The sequence below is a fragment of the Streptomyces sp. NPDC028298 genome, assembly GCF_055565895.1.
In genome coordinates this window covers 301123-323459 of sequence record NZ_JBVHTL010000001.1, presented here as the reverse complement: position 1 = coordinate 323459, position 22337 = coordinate 301123, and the positions used below count along the sequence as shown (strand labels likewise).

Annotated in this window: 23 protein-coding genes; 13 read left to right on the top strand and 10 right to left on the bottom strand. The window is 69.0% G+C overall.

The genetic code is table 11. The annotated features are described in order from the left end of the window. Nucleotides 1–156: 156 nt before the first annotated feature. Entirely contained in the window at nucleotides 157–2760 is a 2604-nt protein-coding gene (locus ACZ4TO_RS01575; protein ID WP_468023102.1) for a PA14 domain-containing protein, read from the top strand. Nucleotides 2761–2997: 237 nt separating this feature from the next. Further along, nucleotides 2998–4200 carry an MFS transporter gene (locus tag ACZ4TO_RS01570; RefSeq protein ID WP_468023101.1) on the top strand — a complete coding sequence of 401 codons (1203 nt, stop codon included), beginning with the start codon at nucleotides 2998–3000 and terminating at the stop codon, nucleotides 4198–4200. Nucleotide 4201: 1 nt separating this feature from the next. Here the strand turns inward: ACZ4TO_RS01570 and ACZ4TO_RS01565 are convergent, their stop codons facing one another. After that, nucleotides 4202–4672 carry a hypothetical protein gene (locus ACZ4TO_RS01565; RefSeq protein WP_468023100.1) on the bottom strand — a complete coding sequence of 157 codons (471 nt, stop codon included), beginning with the start codon at nucleotides 4670–4672 and terminating at the stop codon, nucleotides 4202–4204. Between the two features lie 374 nt (nucleotides 4673–5046). On the opposite strand from ACZ4TO_RS01565, the gene ACZ4TO_RS01560 reads away from it, so the two are divergent. After that, on the top strand, nucleotides 5047–5502 hold the full coding sequence (locus ACZ4TO_RS01560; RefSeq protein WP_468023099.1) for a hypothetical protein: 456 nt from the start codon (nucleotides 5047–5049) through the stop codon (nucleotides 5500–5502). Nucleotides 5503–5745: 243 nt separating this feature from the next. Here ACZ4TO_RS01560 and ACZ4TO_RS01555 read toward each other — a convergent pair whose 3' ends face one another. Beyond that, nucleotides 5746–6351 (bottom strand): hypothetical protein, encoded by a 606-nt coding sequence (locus ACZ4TO_RS01555; RefSeq protein WP_468023098.1) that lies wholly within the window; start codon nucleotides 6349–6351, stop codon nucleotides 5746–5748. Nucleotides 6352–6547: 196 nt separating this feature from the next. On the opposite strand from ACZ4TO_RS01555, the gene ACZ4TO_RS01550 reads away from it, so the two are divergent. From ACZ4TO_RS01550 to ACZ4TO_RS01540, 3 genes are all read left to right on the top strand, one after another. Then, on the top strand, nucleotides 6548–7075 hold the full coding sequence (locus tag ACZ4TO_RS01550) for an SMI1/KNR4 family protein (RefSeq protein ID WP_468023097.1): 528 nt from the start codon (nucleotides 6548–6550) through the stop codon (nucleotides 7073–7075). A 159-nt stretch (nucleotides 7076–7234) separates the two neighbouring features. Further along, nucleotides 7235–7651: a hypothetical protein gene (locus ACZ4TO_RS01545; RefSeq protein WP_468023096.1), complete on the top strand. Its 417-nt coding sequence runs from the start codon at nucleotides 7235–7237 to the stop codon at nucleotides 7649–7651. 111 nt (nucleotides 7652–7762) lie between these two features. Continuing rightward, nucleotides 7763–8059, top strand: a complete 297-nt coding sequence (locus tag ACZ4TO_RS01540; protein ID WP_382780546.1) for a hypothetical protein — start codon at nucleotides 7763–7765, stop codon at nucleotides 8057–8059. Between the two features lie 76 nt (nucleotides 8060–8135). On the opposite strand, the gene ACZ4TO_RS01535 is transcribed toward ACZ4TO_RS01540, so the two are convergent. Both ACZ4TO_RS01535 and ACZ4TO_RS01530 read right to left on the bottom strand, forming a co-directional pair. Further along, entirely contained in the window at nucleotides 8136–8666 is a 531-nt protein-coding gene (locus tag ACZ4TO_RS01535; RefSeq protein WP_468023095.1) for a GNAT family N-acetyltransferase, read from the bottom strand. Nucleotides 8667–8720: 54 nt separating this feature from the next. Beyond that, nucleotides 8721–9194 carry a MarR family winged helix-turn-helix transcriptional regulator gene (locus ACZ4TO_RS01530; RefSeq protein ID WP_468023767.1) on the bottom strand — a complete coding sequence of 158 codons (474 nt, stop codon included), beginning with the start codon at nucleotides 9192–9194 and terminating at the stop codon, nucleotides 8721–8723. A gap of 150 nt (nucleotides 9195–9344) precedes the next feature. On the opposite strand from ACZ4TO_RS01530, the gene ACZ4TO_RS01525 reads away from it, so the two are divergent. Next, complete coding sequence (locus tag ACZ4TO_RS01525) at nucleotides 9345–9719, top strand: HGxxPAAW family protein (protein ID WP_468023094.1); 375 nt, start codon at nucleotides 9345–9347, stop codon at nucleotides 9717–9719. Between the two features lie 271 nt (nucleotides 9720–9990). Here the strand turns inward: ACZ4TO_RS01525 and ACZ4TO_RS01520 are convergent, their stop codons facing one another. Beyond that, a complete protein-coding gene (locus ACZ4TO_RS01520; RefSeq protein ID WP_468023093.1) occupies nucleotides 9991–10503 on the bottom strand; it encodes an SMI1/KNR4 family protein in 513 nt (170 codons plus the stop codon). 94 nt (nucleotides 10504–10597) lie between these two features. Beyond that, entirely contained in the window at nucleotides 10598–11713 is a 1116-nt protein-coding gene (locus tag ACZ4TO_RS01515) for a PP2C family protein-serine/threonine phosphatase (protein WP_468023092.1), read from the bottom strand. A gap of 284 nt (nucleotides 11714–11997) precedes the next feature. Between ACZ4TO_RS01515 and ACZ4TO_RS01510 the strand changes: the two genes are divergently transcribed. Both ACZ4TO_RS01510 and ACZ4TO_RS01505 read left to right on the top strand, forming a co-directional pair. Then, on the top strand, nucleotides 11998–12774 hold the full coding sequence (locus ACZ4TO_RS01510) for a hypothetical protein (protein ID WP_468023091.1): 777 nt from the start codon (nucleotides 11998–12000) through the stop codon (nucleotides 12772–12774). 346 nt (nucleotides 12775–13120) lie between these two features. Beyond that, nucleotides 13121–13498, top strand: coding sequence for a hypothetical protein (locus ACZ4TO_RS01505; RefSeq protein WP_382780566.1), 378 nt, complete (start codon nucleotides 13121–13123; stop codon nucleotides 13496–13498). A gap of 531 nt (nucleotides 13499–14029) precedes the next feature. On the opposite strand, the gene ACZ4TO_RS01500 is transcribed toward ACZ4TO_RS01505, so the two are convergent. Continuing rightward, entirely contained in the window at nucleotides 14030–14278 is a 249-nt protein-coding gene (locus ACZ4TO_RS01500) for a hypothetical protein (RefSeq protein ID WP_468023090.1), read from the bottom strand. 343 nt (nucleotides 14279–14621) lie between these two features. On the opposite strand from ACZ4TO_RS01500, the gene ACZ4TO_RS01495 reads away from it, so the two are divergent. Beyond that, entirely contained in the window at nucleotides 14622–14912 is a 291-nt protein-coding gene (locus ACZ4TO_RS01495; protein WP_468023089.1) for a CPCC family cysteine-rich protein, read from the top strand. A gap of 735 nt (nucleotides 14913–15647) precedes the next feature. Continuing rightward, complete coding sequence (locus ACZ4TO_RS01490) at nucleotides 15648–16097, top strand: hypothetical protein (RefSeq protein WP_468023088.1); 450 nt, start codon at nucleotides 15648–15650, stop codon at nucleotides 16095–16097. A gap of 229 nt (nucleotides 16098–16326) precedes the next feature. Here the strand turns inward: ACZ4TO_RS01490 and ACZ4TO_RS01485 are convergent, their stop codons facing one another. Then, nucleotides 16327–16500 (bottom strand): hypothetical protein, encoded by a 174-nt coding sequence (locus ACZ4TO_RS01485; protein ID WP_468023087.1) that lies wholly within the window; start codon nucleotides 16498–16500, stop codon nucleotides 16327–16329. 1606 nt (nucleotides 16501–18106) lie between these two features. On the opposite strand from ACZ4TO_RS01485, the gene ACZ4TO_RS01480 reads away from it, so the two are divergent. Further along, entirely contained in the window at nucleotides 18107–19108 is a 1002-nt protein-coding gene (locus tag ACZ4TO_RS01480; protein WP_468023086.1) for a YdcF family protein, read from the top strand. A gap of 466 nt (nucleotides 19109–19574) precedes the next feature. Here ACZ4TO_RS01480 and ACZ4TO_RS01475 read toward each other — a convergent pair whose 3' ends face one another. Beyond that, a complete protein-coding gene (locus ACZ4TO_RS01475) occupies nucleotides 19575–20216 on the bottom strand; it encodes a uridine kinase family protein (RefSeq protein ID WP_468023085.1) in 642 nt (213 codons plus the stop codon). Nucleotides 20217–20552: 336 nt separating this feature from the next. Between ACZ4TO_RS01475 and ACZ4TO_RS01470 the strand changes: the two genes are divergently transcribed. Further along, the gene (locus ACZ4TO_RS01470) at nucleotides 20553–20984 is read left to right on the top strand and encodes a DUF4259 domain-containing protein (RefSeq protein WP_468023766.1); all 432 of its coding nucleotides are present in this window, start codon (nucleotides 20553–20555) and stop codon (nucleotides 20982–20984) included. A gap of 229 nt (nucleotides 20985–21213) precedes the next feature. Here ACZ4TO_RS01470 and ACZ4TO_RS01465 read toward each other — a convergent pair whose 3' ends face one another. Beyond that, nucleotides 21214–22332: a fatty acid desaturase family protein gene (locus ACZ4TO_RS01465; RefSeq protein ID WP_385046594.1), complete on the bottom strand. Its 1119-nt coding sequence runs from the start codon at nucleotides 22330–22332 to the stop codon at nucleotides 21214–21216. Nucleotides 22333–22337 lie beyond the last annotated feature (5 nt).

Sequence of the window (22337 nt, the reverse complement as noted above, 5' to 3'; positions counted from 1 at the left end):
ATCTCCTCTTCATCGATGTGCGCCTCTGTCACCTGGCCGTTTGTCATGACCCTGGACAGAGGCCGGGACCCGTGCTGTGATGCCCACTCCCGCTACTTCCAACGTTGTACAGACTGAAGCAACGAGCCGCCACCCTTCCTCAGCCAAGGAGGATCCGTGCGCATCAGAACACTCCGCCCCCGACTGACACTCCTGGTAGCCGCGTTACTCGCACTGACGGGGCTCACCGTGGCCCCGACCGCCACGGCCGCCGACGACCCCGTCGAGGTCCACGGCCTGAAGGGCGAGTACTACACCCAGTCCGCCCCCGGCGCCTTCGACTTCCACGAGCTCAAAGCGACCGGACTGGACACCAACCTCGACTTCGACAACCTGGAGCCCCGGCTCTCCTTCGCCACCGGACAGGCGGACGACGTCAACGTCCGCTGGACCGGCCGGATCGTCCCCGAGAAGACCGGCCCGCACACGTTCTCGATCATCGGGGACAACGGCTTCCGGCTCTGGGTCGACGGGCACCTCGCCATCGACCACTGGGTCGACGACTGGGACCGCGAACAGACCTCCCAGCCCCTCGACCTGACCGCCGGACAGGCCTACGACATCAAGGTCGAGTACTTCGAGCACTTCGGCGGCTCCAACCTCCACCTGCGCTGGACCCCGCCCGGCGGCACCAAGACGGCCGTCCCGCAGTCCGCGCTCCGGCTGCCCGACGGATACGCCTACGACGGCGCCGTCGCCACCACGGTCCAGGCCGACGGCCGCACCCTGCGCCTCGACTTCGCCCAGCCGCTCACCGCACCCCCGGCGGGTCTGACCGACCACGTCGAGGCCGTCATCGGCGGGGCCAAATGGCCGCTTACCACGGCCAAGTTGGACCCCGCAGACCCCAAGTCCCTGATCGTCGGCCTCAAGGAACCCGTCGTCGGCAACAAGTCCGGTACGGCCAAGGGCACCGCCGACCTGCGCTACGACGGCCAGGGCGGCCTCTCCGGGACGAACGGCAACGTTGTCAGCGCCTTCTGGAGCAGCGGACCCAACCGCTCCACCCACGAACTGCGGACCAAGTGGGCGGACGCCGTCGAGGCCGGCAAGGCCAAGACCGAGTACCCCCGGCCCCAGCTCACCCGGACCGACTGGCGTGATCTCAACGGCTCCTGGCAGTTCGCCCCGGCCAAGGCCGGCGAACAGCCCCCGGTCGGCAAGAAGCTCGCCGAGAAGATCCGCGTGCCCTACCCGGTGGAGTCCCAGCTCTCCGGCGTCGAACGGCACGAGGACCGTATGTGGTACCGCCGCACCTTCACCGTGCCCGCCGACTGGAAGGTCGGCTCCGGCAAGCACCTCCAGCTCAACTTCGGCGCCGTCGACTGGCGGGCCGAGGTCTACGTCAACGGCACCAAGGTCGCCGAACACGAGGGCGGCTACGACAAGTTCAGCGCCGACGTCACCGCGGCGCTCAAGCCCGGCCGCACCCAGGAACTGATCGTCGGCGTCTACGACCCGACCGACGCGCAGAACGGCGAGAACCCGCCGGTCGGCAAGCAGCGGCTCGACCCCAGCGGCATCTGGTACACCCCGTCCTCCGGCATCTGGCAGACGGTGTGGATGGAGCCCGTGGCCGCCGACCACGTCGACTCGCTCAAGCTGACGCCCGACGTCGAGAACAGCCGGCTCACCGTCGAGCCGAAGGGCGTGCGGGACGGAGTGCCGGTCACCGCGACCGCGTACGCCGGACACCGCAAGGTCGCCACGGTGAAGGGCCGTACCGGGCAGCCGCTCGTCCTGAGGATCACCGACCCGCACCTCTGGTCACCCGACGACCCCTTCCTGTACGACCTCAAGGTGAGCGTGGGCGCCGACCACGTCCGCAGCTACTTCGGGATGCGGTCGATCGCCGTGGAGCAGGTGAACGGCACCCCGCGCACCGTCCTCAACGGCAAACCCGTCTTCATGATGGCCACCCTCGACCAGGGCTTCTGGCCCGACGGCCTCTACACCGCACCCACGGACGAAGCCCTCGCGTACGACCTGAGGATGCACAAGCAGATGGGCTTCAACGCCGTCCGCAAACACATCAAGGTCGAACCCGACCGCTGGTTCTACTGGGCCGACCGCCTCGGCCTGATGGTCTGGCAGGACATGCCCGCCATGACCGCGGGCGTCAACCCGAACGCCGCGTCCCGCGCCGAGTACGAGCGCGAGATGAAGCAGATGATCGACGAGCACATCAGCAGCCCCTCGGTCGTCATGTGGGTGACCTTCAACGAGGGCTGGGGCCAGTACGACGAGGCCCGCATCGCCGACCAGGCCAAGGCCTGGGACCCGACCCGCCTGATCAACTCCATGTCGGGCATCAACCTCGGCGTGGACGGCGGCACCGGCGACATCATCGACGAACACGGCTACCCGAGCCCCGCGCTGCCACCGAACCCGGACGGGAAACGGGCTCTGGTCAGCGGCGAGTACGGCGGACTCGGGCTCGCGGTGCCCGGACACGCCTGGTCCGTGCAGCAGTCGTACGTGGACGTCGACCCCTCGGCGTACACCGACGACTACCTGGCTCGCCTCGCCGAGGTGCACAAGCTCGCCTGCAAGGGCGGCAACGGCGCCGTCTACACCCAGATCTCGGACGTGGAAGGAGAACTGAACGGCCTGATCACCTACGACCGCGCGGTGGTCAAGCCCGACGTGGCCCGGCTGAAGGCCGCCCACGAGGCGCTGATCCACGACGCCTCCCAGGCGGCACCGGCCAACTGCTCCTGACGACGAGGCGCCCGGAGCCCGCCTCCCCGCAGCTCCGGGCCCGCCTCGCACCGGCCCCCTGACAGGCCGTACGCGGGTGTCCGCCCTCCCTCCGCGGGAGGGCGGACAGCCACCTTCCACCGTCGCCGAGCACCCGAACCACCGAGGCCCACCCCGTCGCCCCCTCCGCTTCCCACCGCCCCTCGCGGCGGCACGTCGGGCCGGGAACACGGCGGCCACGACGCTACTGTCGGCGGCATGGACGGTGATCGCCAAGGGTGGCGCCAGTGTTTGCTCAGCGGGGCGGTGTTCGCCGTCTGCATGGCCGGCACCACACTGCCGACCCCGCTCTACGGCCTCTACCAGGAGAAGTTCGACTTCTCCGAGCTGACCGTCACCGTCGTGTACGCCGTGTACGCGTTCGGGGTCATGGGCGTGCTGCTGCTCGCGGGCAACGCGTCCGACACGGTGGGCAGGCGCCCCGTGCTCCTGTGGGGCCTCGGCTTCGCGGCGGCGAGCGCCGTCTGCTTCCTCGCCGCCACCGGGCTGGGCTGGCTCTTCGTGGGGCGGCTGATGTCGGGCCTGTCCGCGGGCCTGTTCACCGGGGCGGCCACCGCCTACGTGATGGAACTGGCCCCACCGGGCGGCGCCGCCCGGGCCACCTTCGTCGCCACGGCCGCCAACATGGGCGGACTCGGCTGCGGTCCGCTCATCGCGGGTCTCCTCGCGCAGTACGCGCCCTGGCCGCTGTATCTGCCGTTCGTCGTCCACCTCGCCCTGGTGGCGCTCTCCGCCGCCGTGGTGCTCCGGCTCCCGGAGACCGTCCGCGAACGCCGCCCGCTGAACACCGTACGACCGCAGCGCCCCGGACTGCCCCCGCAGGTCCGGCCGGTGTTCACACCACCCGCGATCGCCGCGTTCGTGGGCTTCGCCCTGTTCGGGGTGTTCACCTCCGTCAGCCCCGCGTTCCTCGCCGAATCCCTGGACGTGACCAACCACGCGGTGAGCGGACTGGTCGTCGCCCTCGCCTTCTTCGCCTCGACCGCAGGACAGCTCGCCGTCGGCCGGGTCGGCGCGGGACGGTCCCTGCCCCTGGGCTGCGCCGCACTCCTCGCCGGCCTCGCCCTGCTGGCGGGCGCGCTCCGCTGGGACCTCCTGGTCCTGGTGGTGCTGAGCGCGATCGTCGGCGGCGCCGGCCAGGGCCTCGCGTTCCGCGGCGCCCTGACCACGGTCGCCCAGGCCTCGCCCGAACACCAGCGAGCGGCGGTGATCTCCACCCTGTTCGTGGTCGCGTACGCGGGCATCTCGGTGCCGGTGATCGGAGTCGGCGTCCTGGTGGGCCCGATCGGCCTGGAGGGCGCCGGGCTGGTGTTCATCGCGTGCATGGCGGTACTGGTGTCGGTGGCGGGGGTGTACTTGCTGAGACGGCCGGTTCCGGTCGAGTCCGCTCGCGACGCGTGACTCACCCTTGGAGCTTCAAGCCCCTCGGCGAGGTGAGGCCCTTGTCCGGGTGAGCGCGGAACGTGGCTGTCCAGACGGTGGGCGGGCACGATGTTCCGTTGGGGTGCTGTTCGTTCAGCCGGGCGCGGGCGCTGTCCTCGACAACAGTCTCACCACTCCTCGCGGACGTCACGGTGAGCCGCACCGGCAGGGTCGACGCGCCGACGCCATCGGGCAGTCGGACCGACAGCGTGGCGAACGGATCGTCGGGACGCCCCGACCTGCCCTCCTCGCAGTGACGGTTCACGCAGAGCCCGATGCTCGCCGCGTCCCGGCCACCGAAGTCGGCGGGCCGCCACACGACCGAGACCCGCGAGGCGTCATCGGCCAGGGTGCACGGCGCGTCCGGACCGAGGAGCGAGCATCCGGTCAAGGCAGCGGCCAGCACCGGTATGAGGAGGATTCGGAGCAGGGGAGTGCCGTCTCGCGTCATGTCCGCTCCGTGCCAAGATCCGTTGGGAAGGACGGACTCTACGTGCCGTTCCGCGAACGATCTACGCGCTTCGCGATCACCCGCTGACAGAGTCCGGCCCGCTCCAGTGGACGCAAAGACAAGTCACCGTCCACACGGAGCTAACGACAGCAGTCGAGCGCCCCGGCATTGTGGTGCGCGGCCGGTTGATCCACCCACCATCGGCACTGCCGGCTTGGCGAACGGTGCCACGGCCATCCAATGGACGGGTGAATCCGTCAGTACCAACCCGGAGCAGGAGTGGCTCCAAGCACTGTGGCTGTCCTGGAGAGGTCACGCACACCCATGAGCACGAAGCGCAGCGCACCAGTCACATGTAGGGAAAGGGAGGGCACATGAGGTTCCGTCGGGTTGCACGCGTCGCCGGCGTATTGACCGCGGGGCTGCTGACCGTGGCGGTTGCCACCGCGCCGGCGAGCGCCGCCACCGTCAACTGGAAGGAACTCGATCCGAGCATCCCGTTGTTCTGCGAGTCCACCATCCCGCACGCCACCTACCCCGACGTGTATTTCCAGGGGTGTCTGGTGGCCAACCAGAACGGCGACGCTCAGGTCATCATGGTCGTCAACAATCAGGGCCCGAAGGCCGTCAACATCGGCGGGTGGACGTCCTCCCAGTTCGGCAGCAACGTGACCTGCGCCGACTCCGTCCTGAACCCGAATTTCCAGCGTGCCTGTTTCGGCCCGACCGTTCACCTTCCCGCGGCCGGCGTGACCTACAAGAGCTCGGTGCACCTTACGGTGAACGGTTCGACCAAGATCGCGCCCGCACCGGACATCGGTCGCATCTGAACACGGCGGCTGTCGCGCAAGGCGAACGGCGGCTGTCGCGCAAGGCGAAGGGCCGGCGCCTCCACCGCGGTCGTTCGTCCTTGCCGACAGCCCTCACAGGTCTGGAGCACCGCCACGCCGGCGATCAGGTGCCCCCGATGGCAGGACGTAGGCCCTTACGACAAGACCGCCATCTCCTTCGAGGTAGCGGTCAGGCTCGCGTCATCTCATCCCGCGCTCGGCAAGATCCGTTCGAAGCCGGACCTAGTACGGACCGCCGCGGAAGAGCAGGCTGCCGTGATGGCGTGGGCGGTCGCCGCGTTCGTGGGCCGCGTCGGAACGGTCCGCGGGAGCCGAACGGGCCGCCAGGGCGCGGAGGGTCGCAAGGCCCGCGAGCACCTCGTCGCGACGCGCGGCGGACTTCATCCAGGCCGGAAGGCGGGCGAACATCGCCATCGTCGGGGAGGCGCGACGCTCGCGCAGCCGGGCGCCCACGAAGGCGCTGAGGGCGTCGACGTGCTCCTCGTCGTAGGCCCACAGAATCCGTCCGGCACAGCGGGTCTGAAGCCAGAGAGGGCGCCCGAAGAAGGGGTCCTCGGTGCCGCCGGGCACCGCGCCGATCAGGGCGTTGTCCCGCTGTCCGGCCGTCCAGTCGGCGACCGCGCCGCAGCCGGCGCACGCGAGGCGTCGGGGTCGGAAGAGCAGGTCGCTGACGTACTTCGACGGAGGCCCGATGTCCGGCCGAGGGACCACCAGAGCGCGGCCACCGCACCCGGGGCAGACCACGAGGATCCGGCCGGTGTACCGGACCAGCCACGTGCCGTGGTCGCGGTGGCGGACCGGATCGGGCCGCGCGGACTCGGAGTTCATGCCGCACACCCTGCCAGGCTCTGCTCGTCCGGGCGACCGAGATACGGCGCGAGACCGACGTACGGGCCGACGAGCCCGTACCACCGCCGCCACCGCAGCGAGTGTGCGCTCGCGGACCACGGCTCTCCCGAACGGCTGCCGGGCGCCGACTCACCCTGGGCGACTCTCAAGATCCCGGCCGTGGCACCCTGTTCGGGTGACGTCCGCAGATGATCGCCGGTTCCCCGCCGCACTCGCCGCCGCCCTGGCGGTCCGGTTCGACTACGACGGCGGTGACGGTGTCGACTTCGAACCCTTCGAGGCCTTCCTGTCCGCCGACGACACGACCGACTGGTTCCGGGCGTGGACCGGCAACGGCGAGCTGACCGGCGACGACTTTCGTGTGTTCGGCCAGGACGGCACCGGCGGATACGCCGCGTTCTGGCTGGTCCGTGACGGCCGGCCCCTGGCCGAGCAGCCTGTCGTCTTCATGGGTTCCGAGGGGGAGACCGGCGTCGTCGCCCCCAACCTGGGTTCGTTCCTGTGGGTGTTGGCCGACGGCCTCGGTCCCTTGGAGGCGGCCACCTCGTACGAACCCGACCGGGTTCCCCGCCCTCATGGTGAACTGACCGCCATCGCGGAGCGATGCGCAGCGGAGCACCGTGCCCCGGCACGCTCCGTGATCGAGGAGGCCGGCCGGGAGTTCCCCGGCTTCGACGACACCATCATGGAGCTCTGCCGCTAGCCGCGAGCCCTCCCACCTGCGGTGATCGTAGGGTGGGCGCTGCCCTGTTCGCCGACAGTGGCTCGTCGAGCCGTAGCGTGCTGTGGCGGAGCCGGTCGACGGGGTGCTTCGTGTCTTCGTGCCCGTTCCGGCCACCCGCCCGGTCTGGAGGAGTTCGCCGTGCCACCCCGTTTCGAGACCGCCCGCTTCCATGTGGAGTCGGGCCCCGAGTCCCTCTTCGTGCGTGTCCGCCACATCCTGCGCGAGCCGGTACGGCTGGCTGCCCGCGGCGGCCATGTCACCGAGCGGATACGTCAACGGGAGGCCCCGGCGGAGCAGTTGGTGTCCTTCGACCCGACGAGCTGGGACCTGGTCTCGGCCGAGGTGCGTACGGACACCGGCAGGTGGGTGAAGTCGACCTGGCGCGTGCGCGCGGACGGGCGGGACTGGTGGGTCGTCGTCGGGTTGGGCGACGCCCTCGTCACCGTGATCGACGTGGATCCGTGGCGGCGGGGGAGGGGCCAGGACGTCGTGGTCGAGGGGCCCTTGTACGTCAAGGTCGACGCCGTCAACGCGGAGCTCATGCGGGCGGCCTGAGAGCCGGGCCGGAGTCCATGCGGGGGCCTGGCCCCGTACCGTGAATGCCCACGCGGTGCGGGCCAGTTGCGGATTTCACGGGTGTGCGGGCGACTGATTATGATCTTGGCCATGTCTGTGCAGAACTCGAACTCCGACAGAGCCCTGTCGCGCAAGCAGCGCCTTCAGGAGAAGCAGCGCCGTCAGTTGGCGGTCGTCGACACCGTGGACAAGGCCGAGGCCAAGGTGCGCAAGGCCGAGGTCGAGGTGGCCATGGCCGTCGCCGAGGCGGTGCAGGTGTTCGGCGGCATGCAGGAGGCGTCGGAGGGGCTCGACATGCCGATCCAGACGGTCCAGCGCTTCCTCGGCATGGCCCAGGACGAAGCGGTGAGCGCCGGGAACGTCGTGGAGTCCGTAGGCGCATCCTGACCTTGAGCTTGACCTTGATGGCGGGCCCTCGCGGGAGAGCGGGGGCCCGCTCGCTGTGAGAAGTGTCAGACAGGCCCTAGGGCTCCGCGTCGTGAACCGGCACGGCCTTCTCGAGAAGGGTGAACGACTTCCGGATGCCGCCCGGTTGGGGCTTGCCCGCCTTGTGGCCGACGACCTGATAGCCGGCGTTCAGGTAGTACGCGTTCAGGCGGGCGTTTGCGGCGAGACAGTCCAGGCGTATCAACTCCCGTCCTGCCGAAGCCACCCGACGCTCGGCGGCCTGGAGCAGGAGCTGCCCCGTTCCCGGCGGCGCGTTGGTCCGGTCCACCATGAGGCGGTGGACGTACCCGGCCAGGGGTGGTTGTGGCCCCCAGGCGTCCTCATCGGCCCACCACAGCTCCCAAGCCCCGACCAAACGGTCGGCGGTTTCCGCGACCCAGACCTCTCCACTCGTCATGACGCGGCGGAAGTGGCCCTCGTCCAGTTCACCGGGCTGCCACTGGCCGGTGATCCCCTGAGCGAGCATCCATCGAGCGGCATCGTCACGCAGGCGAACGACGGAAGCCACGTCGGGCTCAGTGGCGAGGCGAAACCGTATGCCGTTCACATCGTGATCTTTGCACGGCCACGGCGGCTACCGCCTTCGCGGGGCGCGAGATCGTCACCCTCGGTGAGGAGCGGCCTCGTCGGCCTGCGGTGAAGCGGGTGCTCCCTCCCGGATTTCGTGCAGCGCCTCGTCGAACATGGTGCGGGCCCTGGTGAACCAGTCCGCCAGTACGGCGATCTCATCCGGTCCGTAGTCGGCGAAGAGGGTCGCCAGTCGCTGGTAGACGGGGCCGTAGATGTCCAGAATGCGCTCCTGAGCGGTCTCCTCCATGACCACGTACACGCGTCGGCGGTCGCCCGGGTCCGCGGTGCGCCGGATGTAGCCCGCCTTCTCCAGGCGGTTCAGCACTCCCGTCACCGCTCCCGTGGTCAACCTGGCCCGTTCCGCGAGATCGCCCGCGACGAGTGATTCGCCGGCCATCGACGCCTCCATGAGGAAACCCAGGCAGGTGAGGTCGGTGACGTTCAGGCCCATCCTGCGGGCGATGTCCTGCTGTCCGAACTGGGCTGTGGCGATCATCCGGTCCATGGCGTAGAGCGCATGATCGGCCGTCGCGGCCGGGCGAGCCTTGTGATCACTCACGGTTCCTCTTAGGATCTAAGATAATTAGCTCGCGAGGTAAGAGATCTCGCGACGGGGTCATCCCTACCATTTTCACAGCTCTCGAGGGGCGAGATCATGTTCATCCACGGTGACGACGACCACGACTTGGGCCACACGGTCGCCGGCTGGAGCGGTGCGGGCATCGCGGTGCTGGGATTCGGACTGTGCGGACTCGCGCTGATCAAGGCATCGGGACTTCTCACGCTCGCCGGAGTGGCGGTGCTGGTCCTGGCGCTGCTGACCACGTGGCTGCTGCACCTGACGGGCTGGGGCAAACCGAGTGGTCCTCGTCCCGCTTCCCAGTGGGACTGGCGGGTCAGGGACGTCACCGCCCGCGACGGTCACAACGACTGCCTCGGCTGCCGGCTCGCGGGGCGGCGGGCGCCTCGTGGGCAGGTCGCGGAGCGTCCCGCTGAGGGTGTTGTCGCCGATGCCGTTGCCGACGCCTGAGCCGGGCGGGTTGCTGCGGGGACCCCGCGGTCAGGGGATCTCCCGGATCACGGCATCTTGGTCATCGGGGCATGCCCATGACCATGCGCCTCCGTGACCATGTGCCTCCGTGGCCCGGTACCTCCGTGGCCCGGCACCTCCCGCGGCCTCAGGGCCTCCCAGACCTCGGAGTCTCCCGGACCTCGGTAACTTCCGGACCTCGGTAACTTCCGGACCTCAGTAGCCTCCGGACCTCAGTAGCCTCCGGACCTCATTAGCCTCCGGACCTCGCCTAGCTCAGTGACTCGAAGAATGCCCGCTCCGGTGCGGAGGCGCCCGCCATCACGTCCTCGCCCTTCAGGTACGCCAACAGCCAGTCGCTGAAGGCCATTTCGTAGAGGACGAACTCCCCACTGTCCATCTCCTGCACGCCCACGGCCCACGGTGCCGACGGCTCGTGCGGTACGCGCAGGAAGACCGTCTCCGCCGATGCGCCCGTCGCGATCGGCAACAGTTCCCCGGGGCGAGATCCCGCGCGGCTGGGAAGGAACTCCGCCGAATCCTCCTCCAGCCAGAACTCCATCGACTCCTTGATCTCTTCGCCGAGGTTCCTGGTCGGGTGGCCGGGGTGGTCGAGGACCAGCCCGCCGCTGATCAGGACGGGGCCGTAGGCGTCGGCCACGGCCCGGAAATCGGCGGGGAAGGCGACCCCGAGTTCCTGTTCCAGGCGTGTCCAGGGAGCGGGATCGGACCAATGGAAACCGGGTTCTCCCAGTAGCGCCTTGATCTCCTCGAGTGTTGCCATGGGTCTCCCCTAACGGGTACGGATGTGATCACCGGAGCATCCCATGCCCGGCCGCGGCCGGAATCGGACCCCCGTCGTCGCCGACCCTCGCGGGTCATGCGGTGTCGGGTTCGTGGGTGATCGCCAGCAGAGCCATGTCGTCGGCCCTTCGGCCGCCCGTGTGCCGGTGTACGTCGGCCAGCAGGGCGTCGAGGAGGGCGTCCGGACGGGCGTACCGCAAGAGGTCGGACCTGGCGGCCGGCTCGTAGAACTCGCCCTTCGTGTTCCGGGCTTCCGTGAGTCCGTCGGTGTAGAGCAGCAGAGTGGCTCCCTTCGGGAACGTGACCGTGTCGACGTGCTCCGGACCGGCGGCGAGGGCGGTGAGGCCCAGGGGCAACGCCGGCAGGCTGGGTTCGACATACCGGACGGCATCCGGCAGCAACAGCATGGGTGCGGGGTGACCGCGGTTGACCAGACGGACCTTGTCCCCGTGCCGGGGGAACTCCGCCACCACGCTGGTGATGAAGCCTTCGAGCTCGGTCACGCCCCCGGACTGCTCGATCTCGAGAGCCACGGCTCGCTCCAGCCGTTCCACGAGCGCGGTGAGGCTGGGCTCCTGCAGGGCCGCCTCACGGAAGGTGCCGATGCTGTCCGCGACGGCCCTGACCGCGTTCAGACCCTTGCCGCGCACGTCGCCGATCACGCAGCGCACGCCGAACGGCGTATCGACCACGGCGAAGAGATCTCCGCCGATCTGCGCATCCGATTGCGCGGCCTCATAGCGAGCGGCGAACCGCAGCGGCCCGCTCGCCTTCGGCGGGTCGCGCAGGACGGCCCGCTGGACGGTGGCGGCGATGTCACGGGCCGACTGGAGCTGGGTGTGCAGGTGATGGAGGAGGCGGTTGAGGAGGACCGAGATCACGGCCACCGTCGCGACCATGGACAGTTCGCTGTACTCGGTGGCGGTCCCGTGGAAGCCGAAGTACCCGAACATGGCCAGGTCGAGGAGGAATGCCGCCACCCCGGTGGCGACGGTCCCGCGCAGGGACAGCAGGGGAGCCGCCGTGAGGATCGCGGCCGCGTAGAGAGCCGCGGCGCTGACCGTGGGCGGCGTGGCGAAATCGATCACCACGGCCGCGCACAGCAGAACCACCGGCAGCAGGGGCCTCCACTTTCCCAGCCGCTGCCACACCGTCAGCCCGGCCACGCGCTGCTCCAGACGTCGACTCATCTCCCGGCCGGCTCAGGCTATGGGCTGACCGTCCGTACGGCCGCCCCATCGTGCTCCGGCTCGCACGCCACCCGACGGCTATGACCCGAACGCCGCACACCGGAGAGACGCGCGGCGGGCGATCCGGCGACGAGTGCCGCCCGCGCGGGGCTGATAGCACACGAACCGCCGGCCGCCCGGCAACTCCCGACTTCGCGCCCCGTGGCGTCCCGGCCGCCTGAACAATGCGGTATCCGGTACGCCTGAACCATGCGGTATCCGGTACAGATCGAAGAGGGGATCCGGTGGCTCGTCGCACCAACACGTCCTGCCTGGGTATGGCAGTCAAGGGCTATCTGCTGCTGAACCTGTGGACGGCCATCGGCTACGCCCTGGCCCTGCCGGTCACCCTGCCCGACCTGATGGCGTCTCAGGATCCACCGCTGCACGTCAAGGGCCCGGTGCAGTACGCGGTCCTCTACGGCGTGCCCGTCGTCGTCGCCGCGGGCCTGACCCTGTTCGCGAGCCGCCGACGGTCCGTCGCCCCATGGGCGGTGGTCGCTCGCGCGGCAGCGGTGCTCGTGCTCGCGCAGGTCGCTGCCCACTGGGCCGCGGCCCGCTTCGACGCGCCCGAGTGGAGTGTGCGCGCGATGGCGCAGTGCGGTGCCGCCGCGCTCACCGCGTACCTGTGTCTGCTGGCGGTGCGCCGGTGGGACGACCGCGGCCTCCCCTCGGGAAGCCGTCGCCCGGGTCCGGGCGAGATCTGGCACGCGGTGGTCCCGTTCCGGGACAACGAGGGCAGCAAAGAGCGCTACTGCGTGGTCATGCGGAGCCGCCCCCACTACGTGGAGGTCCTCAAGATCACCAGCCAGAACAAGGACCACCGCGACGACCACATCCGCATGCCCAACTACGGGTGGGACTTCACGTCGGGCAAGGACCACTGGGTCGAGATCGGCCTTCAGCCGCTCAGGGTTCCCTACCAGGATTTCACCGGCGGCCGCCCCAAGGGCCGCTGCCCCCGACCGGTCTGGCGTCGGCTGCGGTCCGAGAGCCCAGCACCCGCGCCATCCGCGGTGTAAGGGCAATTTCGTACATCTGAGGGTCACAGGTACGACACGAAGCGTTCGTGATCATGCACTCCAAGTCACACAGGCGCCACAATGGCGGCGCTCAAGTCGTCCTTGGGGGGACCATGCACGCAAGAACCAATGGCGTCGGCCTCACGACCGCGCCCACCTGCTGCGGAGCCGCAGTTCATCAACAGGGCAGGGCCGTACGCGCCAAGGGCGCCGCAGCCTCCCGATCCGCTGAATGCGGACCCGACTCGAACCTTGCGAACCTCTCGCAGGCCGGCTGGATGATCCGGGTCGCCGGACACCGGACCGGACCGATCAACTAGCCAGCTCGCGCAGAGGGGAATCCGCCATGCAACGCCGTGCCGCCACCGTCGCCGTCACCGCCGTCAGCGCCCTGCTCGTCTCCGCCCTTGGTGCCTGCAGCAGCGACTCGCCGTCCGAGAACTCCAAGTCGTCGCCGTCGTACGCAGCCGACAGCGTCAACGCGCGCTGCCGGGCCCAGGACTGGCCCCAGCCCATGCCCGACGTCCAGGGCGAGCCGTTCGACCCGCTCGGCAAGGACCTCAAGTGCTTCGACAACATCCAGGCCGTCGCACCCGACGGACACGACGTGATGAGCGACCCGGGCAGCGGACTGGGTGCCTGGACTGTCGTATCCAGCACTCCGGGCCCGGGTGACAAGGTCGGGATCAACACACCGATCACGCTTGAGCTCCGGAGGGGATGAGAGCGCGAGGGACACGACCGCCGCCCCCCGGGGGAGGGGGGCGCGCGGCCGACCGTGGACGCGGGCACACACTCTCGCCGCCTGCGCCAAACCGGTCGGCCTCGAGGCCCTGTTCCGAAGGCCGGGGATCAGTCACGTACGGTGCGTGGGGTGTGGGCCCCGGCCGTTGAGGGTCGTTTTGGGGCGTACGAGGCAGAAGTCGCCCCCCTCGGGATCGGTCAGCTCTAACCGTCCGGAGTTCGGGACGAAGAGGTCGTGCGAGACGCGTGCCAGACCGTACAGGGAACTGCGGGGAACGCCGGGAATCGAGGAACCGTCACTTGGGGTCTGCGCCCTTCCGCCCGCCCCAGGCCGGTCCTGCAGCAGGCCCCGAATCACCTCTGCTTACCGGCCCGAGGGCTCGACAGCTAGGTACGGCCACGGAATCTCGTACCCGCCCAAACGTGGCGTGAGCTTGCTCGCGCCTGCGTGAGTGGCCCTGACGCCAAGGCCCGGTTCGCACTGCCGTATACGAGGACTCCGCCCTCGGCGTCAGTTCTTCCGGCGACGCCCCTGCGCATAGGGGCCATGGCGATCATGTTCCCGCCATTCCTCGTCATGAGGGTCACGGTCTTCGGCGCCCGCATTGTCTCCGGGAGTCGAGATGTGTTCCCCCTTGCTGACCTTGGCCAGCAGCGAGGCGAGGGGATCAGGGGGACCGTCGCTGAAGCGATCGGAGCCGCGTTCGGGCGGCGGCCCCGGCTCTGTCCCGTCGTGCCGCGCCCGCGATGTCTCGCTCATGAGCAGCCCCCTCCGACTCCTGAGATGCACTCGAGGTCTTTCCCTGGAAGGCCGTGGGTAACCCGACTTCGCCGTTGCCCAGCTGAGCAAACTTGCCAGAAGCCGAATCATCATCGGACACGCTCCAGACCTTCAACGCCCGCTCACGCACCGCGTGTTGGCTGCCCCACGGGAAGCGACGTGGACGGGCCGCCGGTCAGAAGGGCTTCCCGCCTGCTCCGCCGCACTTCAGCCAAGTCGGCTCGCACCGAGGCCTCACGCTTCCCAAGCTCACGGCTCCACTGGCTGGGCAGCTCGTGTATATCGGCTCGCGATCCATGGCGATGCCAGACAGGATGCCGTGATGGACACTCCGTTCCTCAACATCCAAGGGAAGGCCGATGACGGTCCGCACCCCTGTCCCTGCTGCGGCTTCCTGACGCTCGGCGAGCGCAGCACCTTCGAGATCTGTCCGGTGTGCTTCTGGGAAGACGACGGGCAGGACGACCACGATGCGGATCGAGTGCGAGGCGGCCCCAACGGCCGGCTGAGCCTCACGGAAGCACGGAGGAACTTCCACACGATGGGTGCTTGCGACGAGCGATGCACCCAGTTCGTACGCGCCCCACTGCCGAACGAACACCCCACGGTCTGACGTCACCAGCTGACATCAGCATCGCCGAACGACAACGGATCACAGCGATTGAAGCTGGACCACGGACCGTCTCTTGATCTCCACCATGACGGGTCACACGGGCTGACTGGCAAGTCCAGCCGATCAGAGAACCGTCTCCCGTCAAGCGCGTGACGCAGACTCAGGCCATGACACTTGGCCCCGTTGCACGCTGCGGGAGAGAGGAAGCGATGAAGTTGTCCCTAGGAACTTGGGTACGAGTCCGGCGAGCGCACCGACAGCGCTGGGATGCAGACATCATCCGCGCCCTCCAGATCCCCGTCCCATGGCCCACGCAGGAACGAGCACGACAGCTGATCCAGCAGGGGAAGTGGCGTGAAGCGAGCACCGAGATCACGGAAGCGACCGGCTACGACCGCCGGGAAGCCAGATGCGTCGTGCTCGCCCTGACGCACGGTTGCAAGGTCCCCACCCCCTGCCGCCTTCCTTGGACTCGGAGGCGACCGACCCCGAACGTCTCTGACGTCCACGGGTGACATCGACAGCGCCGGACGTGGACACCCATGCACGGCCCGGTACGTCCATCCTGATCAGGCGAGACTCTTGCCAGGACGCTCCCGGATCGAACCTACAAGGCGGATGTCGGCGGTTCGAAACCGTCCGCGCTGGACATCAGCCGACTCGTGGATGGTTCACGACAAGTGACGTCAGCGCCGTGTCACTGAGGTGGACGGACGAAGGTGCAATGATTCGTTCGTGGTGACAGATGCCGAGTGGCCCCGGATTCGCAAGGGCCTGCGCTTCGGGCAGCTCTTCGAGGGCACTGTGGTGAAGGTTCCCAGGCCCGGTGCGATCGGGATCTTCGTGGACATCGGCCTGAGTGTCGGAGGCTTTGTCGACGTCCTGCTGCTGCCGGACGAGAGCGAGGACTGGCCGACGGAAGGCACGGTTGCCGAATTCGAGATCTGGTGGGCTGACAGCCGCCAGCAGATTCGGCTGAAGCCGTCCGATTCTCGGTATCTGCGGAACGACTTCACAGACTTCGTTGAACGCGTCCGTCCCAGTTGGCCTGCCGACGTCGGCCAGCCCGTTCGTGACCCGGGGCCTGTCACCCCCGACGAGTTGCGGGCCCGCTTCGCTCCGATGGGTCGTCGGCCAGCTCCCCCTGAGGCTGGAGAAGTGGCGGACGCTCCCAGCGGAACCTAGCTGGCCGCGGCTTCGGTACGGGCTGGGGAGCTGGCGAGTCGGTAGGAGTCGAGGTCCTGCTCGCCGCCGCGAACCCTCCCCCTCCTGACGGGTGTTCCTCGTGGAACGTGTGTCGGATCCGTCCGGCCGGCGAAGTACGCGGCTTCTCTTGCCCACCCGCTTCCGGGTGCGGTGGCGGAGCAGTTCCATCGCACCCAGGTCGCGCCCGACAGGCGCTGCGGCACGCCAGTCAGAGGCCTTTGACGGAGAGGTAGATCCGGTGGCGATGGGGCGTCCCGTTGCTGCCGGACCAGACCCAGGCGGCGATGGAGCCGTCTGCATCGTGGCTGCTCTCGCGGCCGGCCGTGGCGACCGTGTGCCGCAGGCGTCGGGCCAGCGCCCGGTCGAGGATGAGTGGTCCCACGCCGTGGACGGGCTCAAGTGTGGGGCCAGGCTGTTGCACGAGGTGCGTACGGGCACGAACTAGCCAGCCCTCAGCCGCAGTCCGCCGGCCTCGTCATCCTGCACACCGCTGGAAACCTACTGGGGTTCGGTGCGGGCAGGTTCGGGGAACATCGAGGGCTTCGTGAGTGGCGAGCCCTTCAGGCACGGAGTGTTCGCGAGCACGTTCGTCTCGCCGGAGCCCTTCACGTAGGGGACGAAGATGGTGAATTCCCCGAATTTGCCCGGGGATGTATATCGCCTTCTATTGTCATGCATGCGCCATCCTCCCATGGTCCAACCCTGCTTCTCGAGGTCGGCTCGGACTTTGGGGCCGACGTCCGGAGACCGCACCCCCTGTAGGAGCGACATGGTTACCGTGTGTCTCGCGGTGCCCGGATCCTGGCAGTCGGGAGCGGTCTCCACTGCGGGATGCACGGCGCCGATCGGGGGCGGTCCTGACGTCCGTGCGGCCGTGGTCACCTGGAGCAACAGCTCGTGGAGGCGCTCATCCGCTTGGTCGAGCGTGGTGGTGGTAGTCAATGACTGCGTGGTGGCCGGAGTCGATGATTGTGTGATGGCCGAGGTCGATGGCTGTGTGGTGGAGGCGGGGGAGGCCTGTGAGTCCGAGCAGGCCGTGACCAGGGCGAGAGTTCCAAGAGCGGCGCATATGGATACTCGACGTTGACGCACTGTTTCCCCTAGATGATCGCAAAGAGAGCCGATGGTATCTCCAGAGGTCCGGCCGGGCCATGGGGCTTCCTGGGGGCCGTCAGGGGTCGGCCATCGCTACTCGAACTCGGTGGTTGCCTCGCTTCAACAGTGACCTGGTCGATGATCGAGTGTTGGACGCCCTCGGCGTAAGCCGACGCCCTGGACGGCATCCCCTTCACCCGCGGCACGGTGATACGGGCGGGCACCCTCAGGACCCGGAAGCGGGGCTGAACCCTGGAGGATCTCGCGACCTGGGTGACGTAAGGGGCCGCAGGATCCGACGACCTCCCTTCGAAGGGCACCGCGAACCGCCGGTAGGGGTGCGCCTGGCCGCCGCCATCATGAGTGCTCCGCTCTTCGACCGCGCCTGCCAAGCACCGGTTTTGTTCTATACAGCAGGCCCTTCTGCTTGCTCGGCGGCCTGCCGCTCCCGGCGTTTTGCCCGCGTGCCGTTGCCAGGCTCGTCCTGGGTGTCCCAGCCGGGTTCTGGGCCAGGATCACGCGTCGGGACCTTTGTGACGTTCAGGCCGGCCGCGCAGCCGCAGGCGTGCTGACTCGCGCCACATGTCAGGAGTCGGACACATCGGGTCGGGGCCGTTCCCTCGCCCAGGAAGGCCGCGGGCGGGCGTCCCTGGTCGTCCATCCATGGCACTTCCGTCACACGCACGCTGCGTTCCTGCCCGTCGGCCACGCGCAGGCGTGACGGAACACCCCTGGACGGCGTGGGGCCCGCCTGCGTACGGCGGGCCCGGACGAGTCTGCGAGGATGTCCGGCGGCCGTCCGCACCGGGCCCAGCAGCGCTGCGCGGGTCCGGGAATGCGCAGGCGGCGACAGGATCTGGCCCGGCGGGCGGGAGAGCGGAGTGGTGGGGGACGTGCCGGAGTACCCGGAGTACGTTGCCGCGGCGGTGTTCGCCGTGGGCGTCGTCGTCCATGCTGCGCTGGCGCCGCACCGGTTCTCCACCGCTGTTCTGTTCTGCCTCGCGGTGACGTCGGCCGGGCTCGGAGGGGCCGCCCGCAGTGCGGAGACGCACCCCACCGTCGTGACCGTGCTCGCCCTCGCCGCCCTGCTCATGACGCTCGTGCTGGGGCTCCTCCTGCTGGTCGACGGCATCGTCCTGGTCCGGCGCTACGGACCGCAGGCGTCCCTGCTGGCCACCGGCGCCGCCGGCTGCGCCCTGCTGGCGGTGCTCGGCCTCGACGCGGTCGTCCAGACAGTCGGTGGCAACGTGGCCGGTGCCCTCATGGTGGCGGTGAACGCGGCTGCCGGATACCTCAGCCTGCTCTTCCTCGTCTTCACCGTCTACGTGTTCGTCCGGGGCCGCGGCACCCCGCCGCCGGACACCACCCATGTCGTCGTCCTGGGCGCCGGGCTCAATGGCGACCGGCCCGGTCCGCTGCTGCGCCGCAGGCTGGAGCGGGCCCTCGCGGTCGACGCCGCCGGCGCACCGGACGCAGACGGTGTGGTGTTCGTCGTCTCGGGCGGCCAGGGCGGCGACGAGGTGCGCTCCGAGGCGGACGCCATGGCCGACTACCTGCGCGCCCGCGGGGTGGACGCCGACCGGATCGTGCGGGAGGACCGCTCCGTGAACACCGGGCAGAACCTCCGCTTCAGCGCGGCCCTCATGGACCGCACCGCCGCTTCCGGGCACCGTGCCACGGTGGTCACCAGCGGCTTCCACGTCTACCGCACGGCCCTGCTGGCCCGTCGCGCCGGCGTTCCTGTCCATGTCGTGGGCGCGCCGACCTCCCCCGCGTACTGGCTCTCCGCGACCCTGCGCGAGTTCGTCGCCGTCTTGTGGTTGGACCGACTGCCCCTGATCGGGCTCAGCCTGCTGCTGGCGGTGCCCGTGGCGACAGCGGTCTTCCCGCACTGAGGCACCCGTCGTGCGTGCCGCCCCGGGCAGCAGGGTCGGCCTGGCTTCGCCGGCAACCCGCGCCCGCGCCGAACGGTTGACCAGCTCCGATCAACAACACGCTGGCCGCCTACAGGCCCGGTCCTGCGAGTCCGATCGCAGGCGACCTTCACGGACTCACAGTGACTGACGGATCCCCCCAGCAGGCCTCAGCAATCGTCCCGCCCATAGTTGGGCATCGAGGGGCAGGGAGGCTGGACCTCGAGCTGTGGCGGACGAGGTGGAGCGGTCGTAGCCAGGCTTCGATCGCGCACGCTCGAAGTCGGCCACTTGGGGCGAGCCTCGAAAATCGTGGCTCGCCCCCCTTCGCCCGGCTGCAGGTGAACTGGATCGGTCGTGATTCGCCTGCAGCCGGGCGGGGGTTGGGCTGTTCTGCCGGACGCGTGATCGCGCGGTGTCGGGCTCGGGGCCGGTGCCCCGGGGCATGTCACATCGCGAACGCCGGGACCCCGGGAGTACGGGTCACACCGCGCACCGCCCGCGCCCGCGAGGGCGCAGCCGGCTGCGGCGCGAGGGTCGACCCGATCAGCGGCATGACGGCCGCCAGCATCTCCGCCTCGCTCGCGGTCCCGTCCACGACCAGATCGGCCGCTGCCCGCGAGGGCGCGACGTGGTCTGCGTGGCGGTCCCTGCCGGTCTGCAGATAGTTGCGCAGGGACAGTCGGGGGTCCTGCCGCTGCGTCTCGATCTTCCGGAGGATCTTGCGGGCCAGGCGTATGTCGTCGGGGGTGTCGACGTACACCCGCCACGCCGCCCGCCGGACCACGGACGGCAGCGACAGCGCGAACAGGCCCTCGACCACCACCAGCAGCACGCCGGGGCGCAGCAGCGCCGCGTCGATGGCGTGGGCCACCGCTGTCTCGTCGATCGATCCGGGATGGTTCCAGTCGAGGACGGCGTGCCCGTCGGCACTGACCGTCCAGACACCCATCAGGGGGTCGTGCGCGGGCACGTAGTAGTCGTCCAGGTGGACCAGGGCCACGCTCTCGGGACACTGCAGCGACAGGGCTTCGGCAAGGGTGGACTTGCCGGATGCGGTGCCGCCTGCGACCGCCATTACACCCGTCATACCGGGCGCTCCTCATGTGCTCAAAGGGGATAAACGAAGCGGCCGGACAAGCCGGGTGCAGGGAATGTACGGCGTCGTGATCGCCTATGGCAAGCACGGAGACGCGGCCCGGTTCAGCAGAGGCCAGGACCGCGGTTTTCGGGAGACCCGGGTGCTGTCGAGGGGCATGTCGACCGGATCAAGATGCTCAAGCGCCAGAGGCTCGAGCGCGCCGGCTTCGCCCTTCTGCGGAGGCGTGTACGGCTCGTACAGCCGTACGGCTCGTACGGCTGTACGGTGATCGCGATGTCGGTGGCTGATGCGAGGATCCTGGCGCAGCTACCCGAGGAGATCGACATGGGCACCTGGGACACCGGCCCCTTCGACAACGACACGGCCGCGGACTTCGCCGATACCCTCGACGAGGCCAAACCGGAGGAGCGCGAGGCGCTGGTCCGTGGCGTCCTCACGCGCACCATCGACGCCACCGACTGGCTCGCCGAGGGAGAAAAGGCGGTGGCCGGCGCCGCGCTGATCGCGGCGCAATGCCCTGGCGGCGACCCGATCGACACACCTTACGGGCCTGAAGAGCCCATGCCCGCCTTCGCTGCCGATCTCCGGACGCTCGCGGACGATGCCCTCGCTCGCGTCATCGGCGAGGAGGCCGGGCCGGCCTCGAACTGGGTCGACCCGGAGAAATGGAAGCGGTGGCGAGGCGACCTCAACCGCCTCCGCACGGTGCTTGCTCCGCCACCGCCGACCATTCCGCTGTTCGACATCGAGCAATGACAGAGCGTCACACGCCACGAAATCCGTGCTCATGAACAACGCCGGGCGCATGTCCAGACAGCGCAGCCGGGCACTGGGCTGCCTGGAACCCGTGACGTACGGTCCGATGTCGCGGCTGCCCACCGTCACCGTCCGCAACGGGTCTCACCGAACACGGGTCTCACCGAACACGGATCTCACCGTACCGGCGGTGCCGCCGGTACGGCCGAGAGATCTGAACCTCCACCGGTCAGGCTGCGACGAGCTCCCGCTCGCGGTCCGGCGTCTTGACCTTGGGCTTCTTGTTCGGCAGGGAGAGCCGGAAGACCTTGTGCCACGCGGAGAACACCTGCTTGGGCAGCGGCCCGGTGACGTACTCCAGCTCGTACTTCTCGAACAGCGCGCGCACCTTCACCGCGACCTCGGCGTACCGGTTGCTCGGCAGGTCCGGGAACAGGTGGTGCTCGATCTGGTGCGACAGGTTGCCGGTCATGAAGTGCATGGCCTTGCTGCCGCTGATGTTGGCCGAGCCCATCATCTGGCGCAGGTACCACTGGCCGCGCGTCTCGCCCTTGATCGACCGGCGCTCGAAGACCTGCACGCCCTCGGGGAAGTGCCCGCACATGATCACCGAGTGGGACCAGATGTTGCGGACCAGGTTCGCGGTGAACGTGGCGGCGAGGGTGGTGAGGAACGACGGGCCCGACAGCAGCGGGTGGATCACGTAGTCCTTGAGCACCTGCTTGCGGATCTTGCGGCCCACGGCCTTGGCCCGCTCGCGGAACTCCGGGTTCTTGCGGCGGCGCTTGTGCAGGTTCTTGCCCAGCTCCAGGTCGTACGCCGCGATGCCGTACTCGAAGAAGCACGCGTTGAGGAAGTTCCACAGCGGCTGGCCGAGGTGGAACGGGTGCCACTTCTGGTCCTCGTCGACGCGCATGATGCCGTAGCCGAGGTCGTTGTCCTTGCCGATCACGTTGGTGTACGTGTGGTGCAGCTCGTTGTGCGAGTGCTTCCACTGATCGGACGGCGAGACGTGATCCCACTCCCAGGTGGTGGAGTGGATCTTCGGGTCCCGCATCCAGTCCCACTGGCCGTGCAGGATGTTGTGGCCGATCTCCATGTTGTCCATGATCTTCGCCACGGACAGACCGGCGGTGCCGAGCACCCATGCGGGCGGGAAGAACGAGAACAGCAGCACGCCCCTGCTGACCAGCTCGAGCTTGCGCTGCGCCGAGATGACCTTGCGGATGTAGGCGGCGTCCTTCTCGCCGCGGCCGGCGATCACCTCGTCGCGGATCGCGTCCAGCTCGCGGCCGAGCTCCTCGATCTGCTCCGCGGTCAGGTGGGCGGTGGGGTCGATGGCGGTCAAGGTGC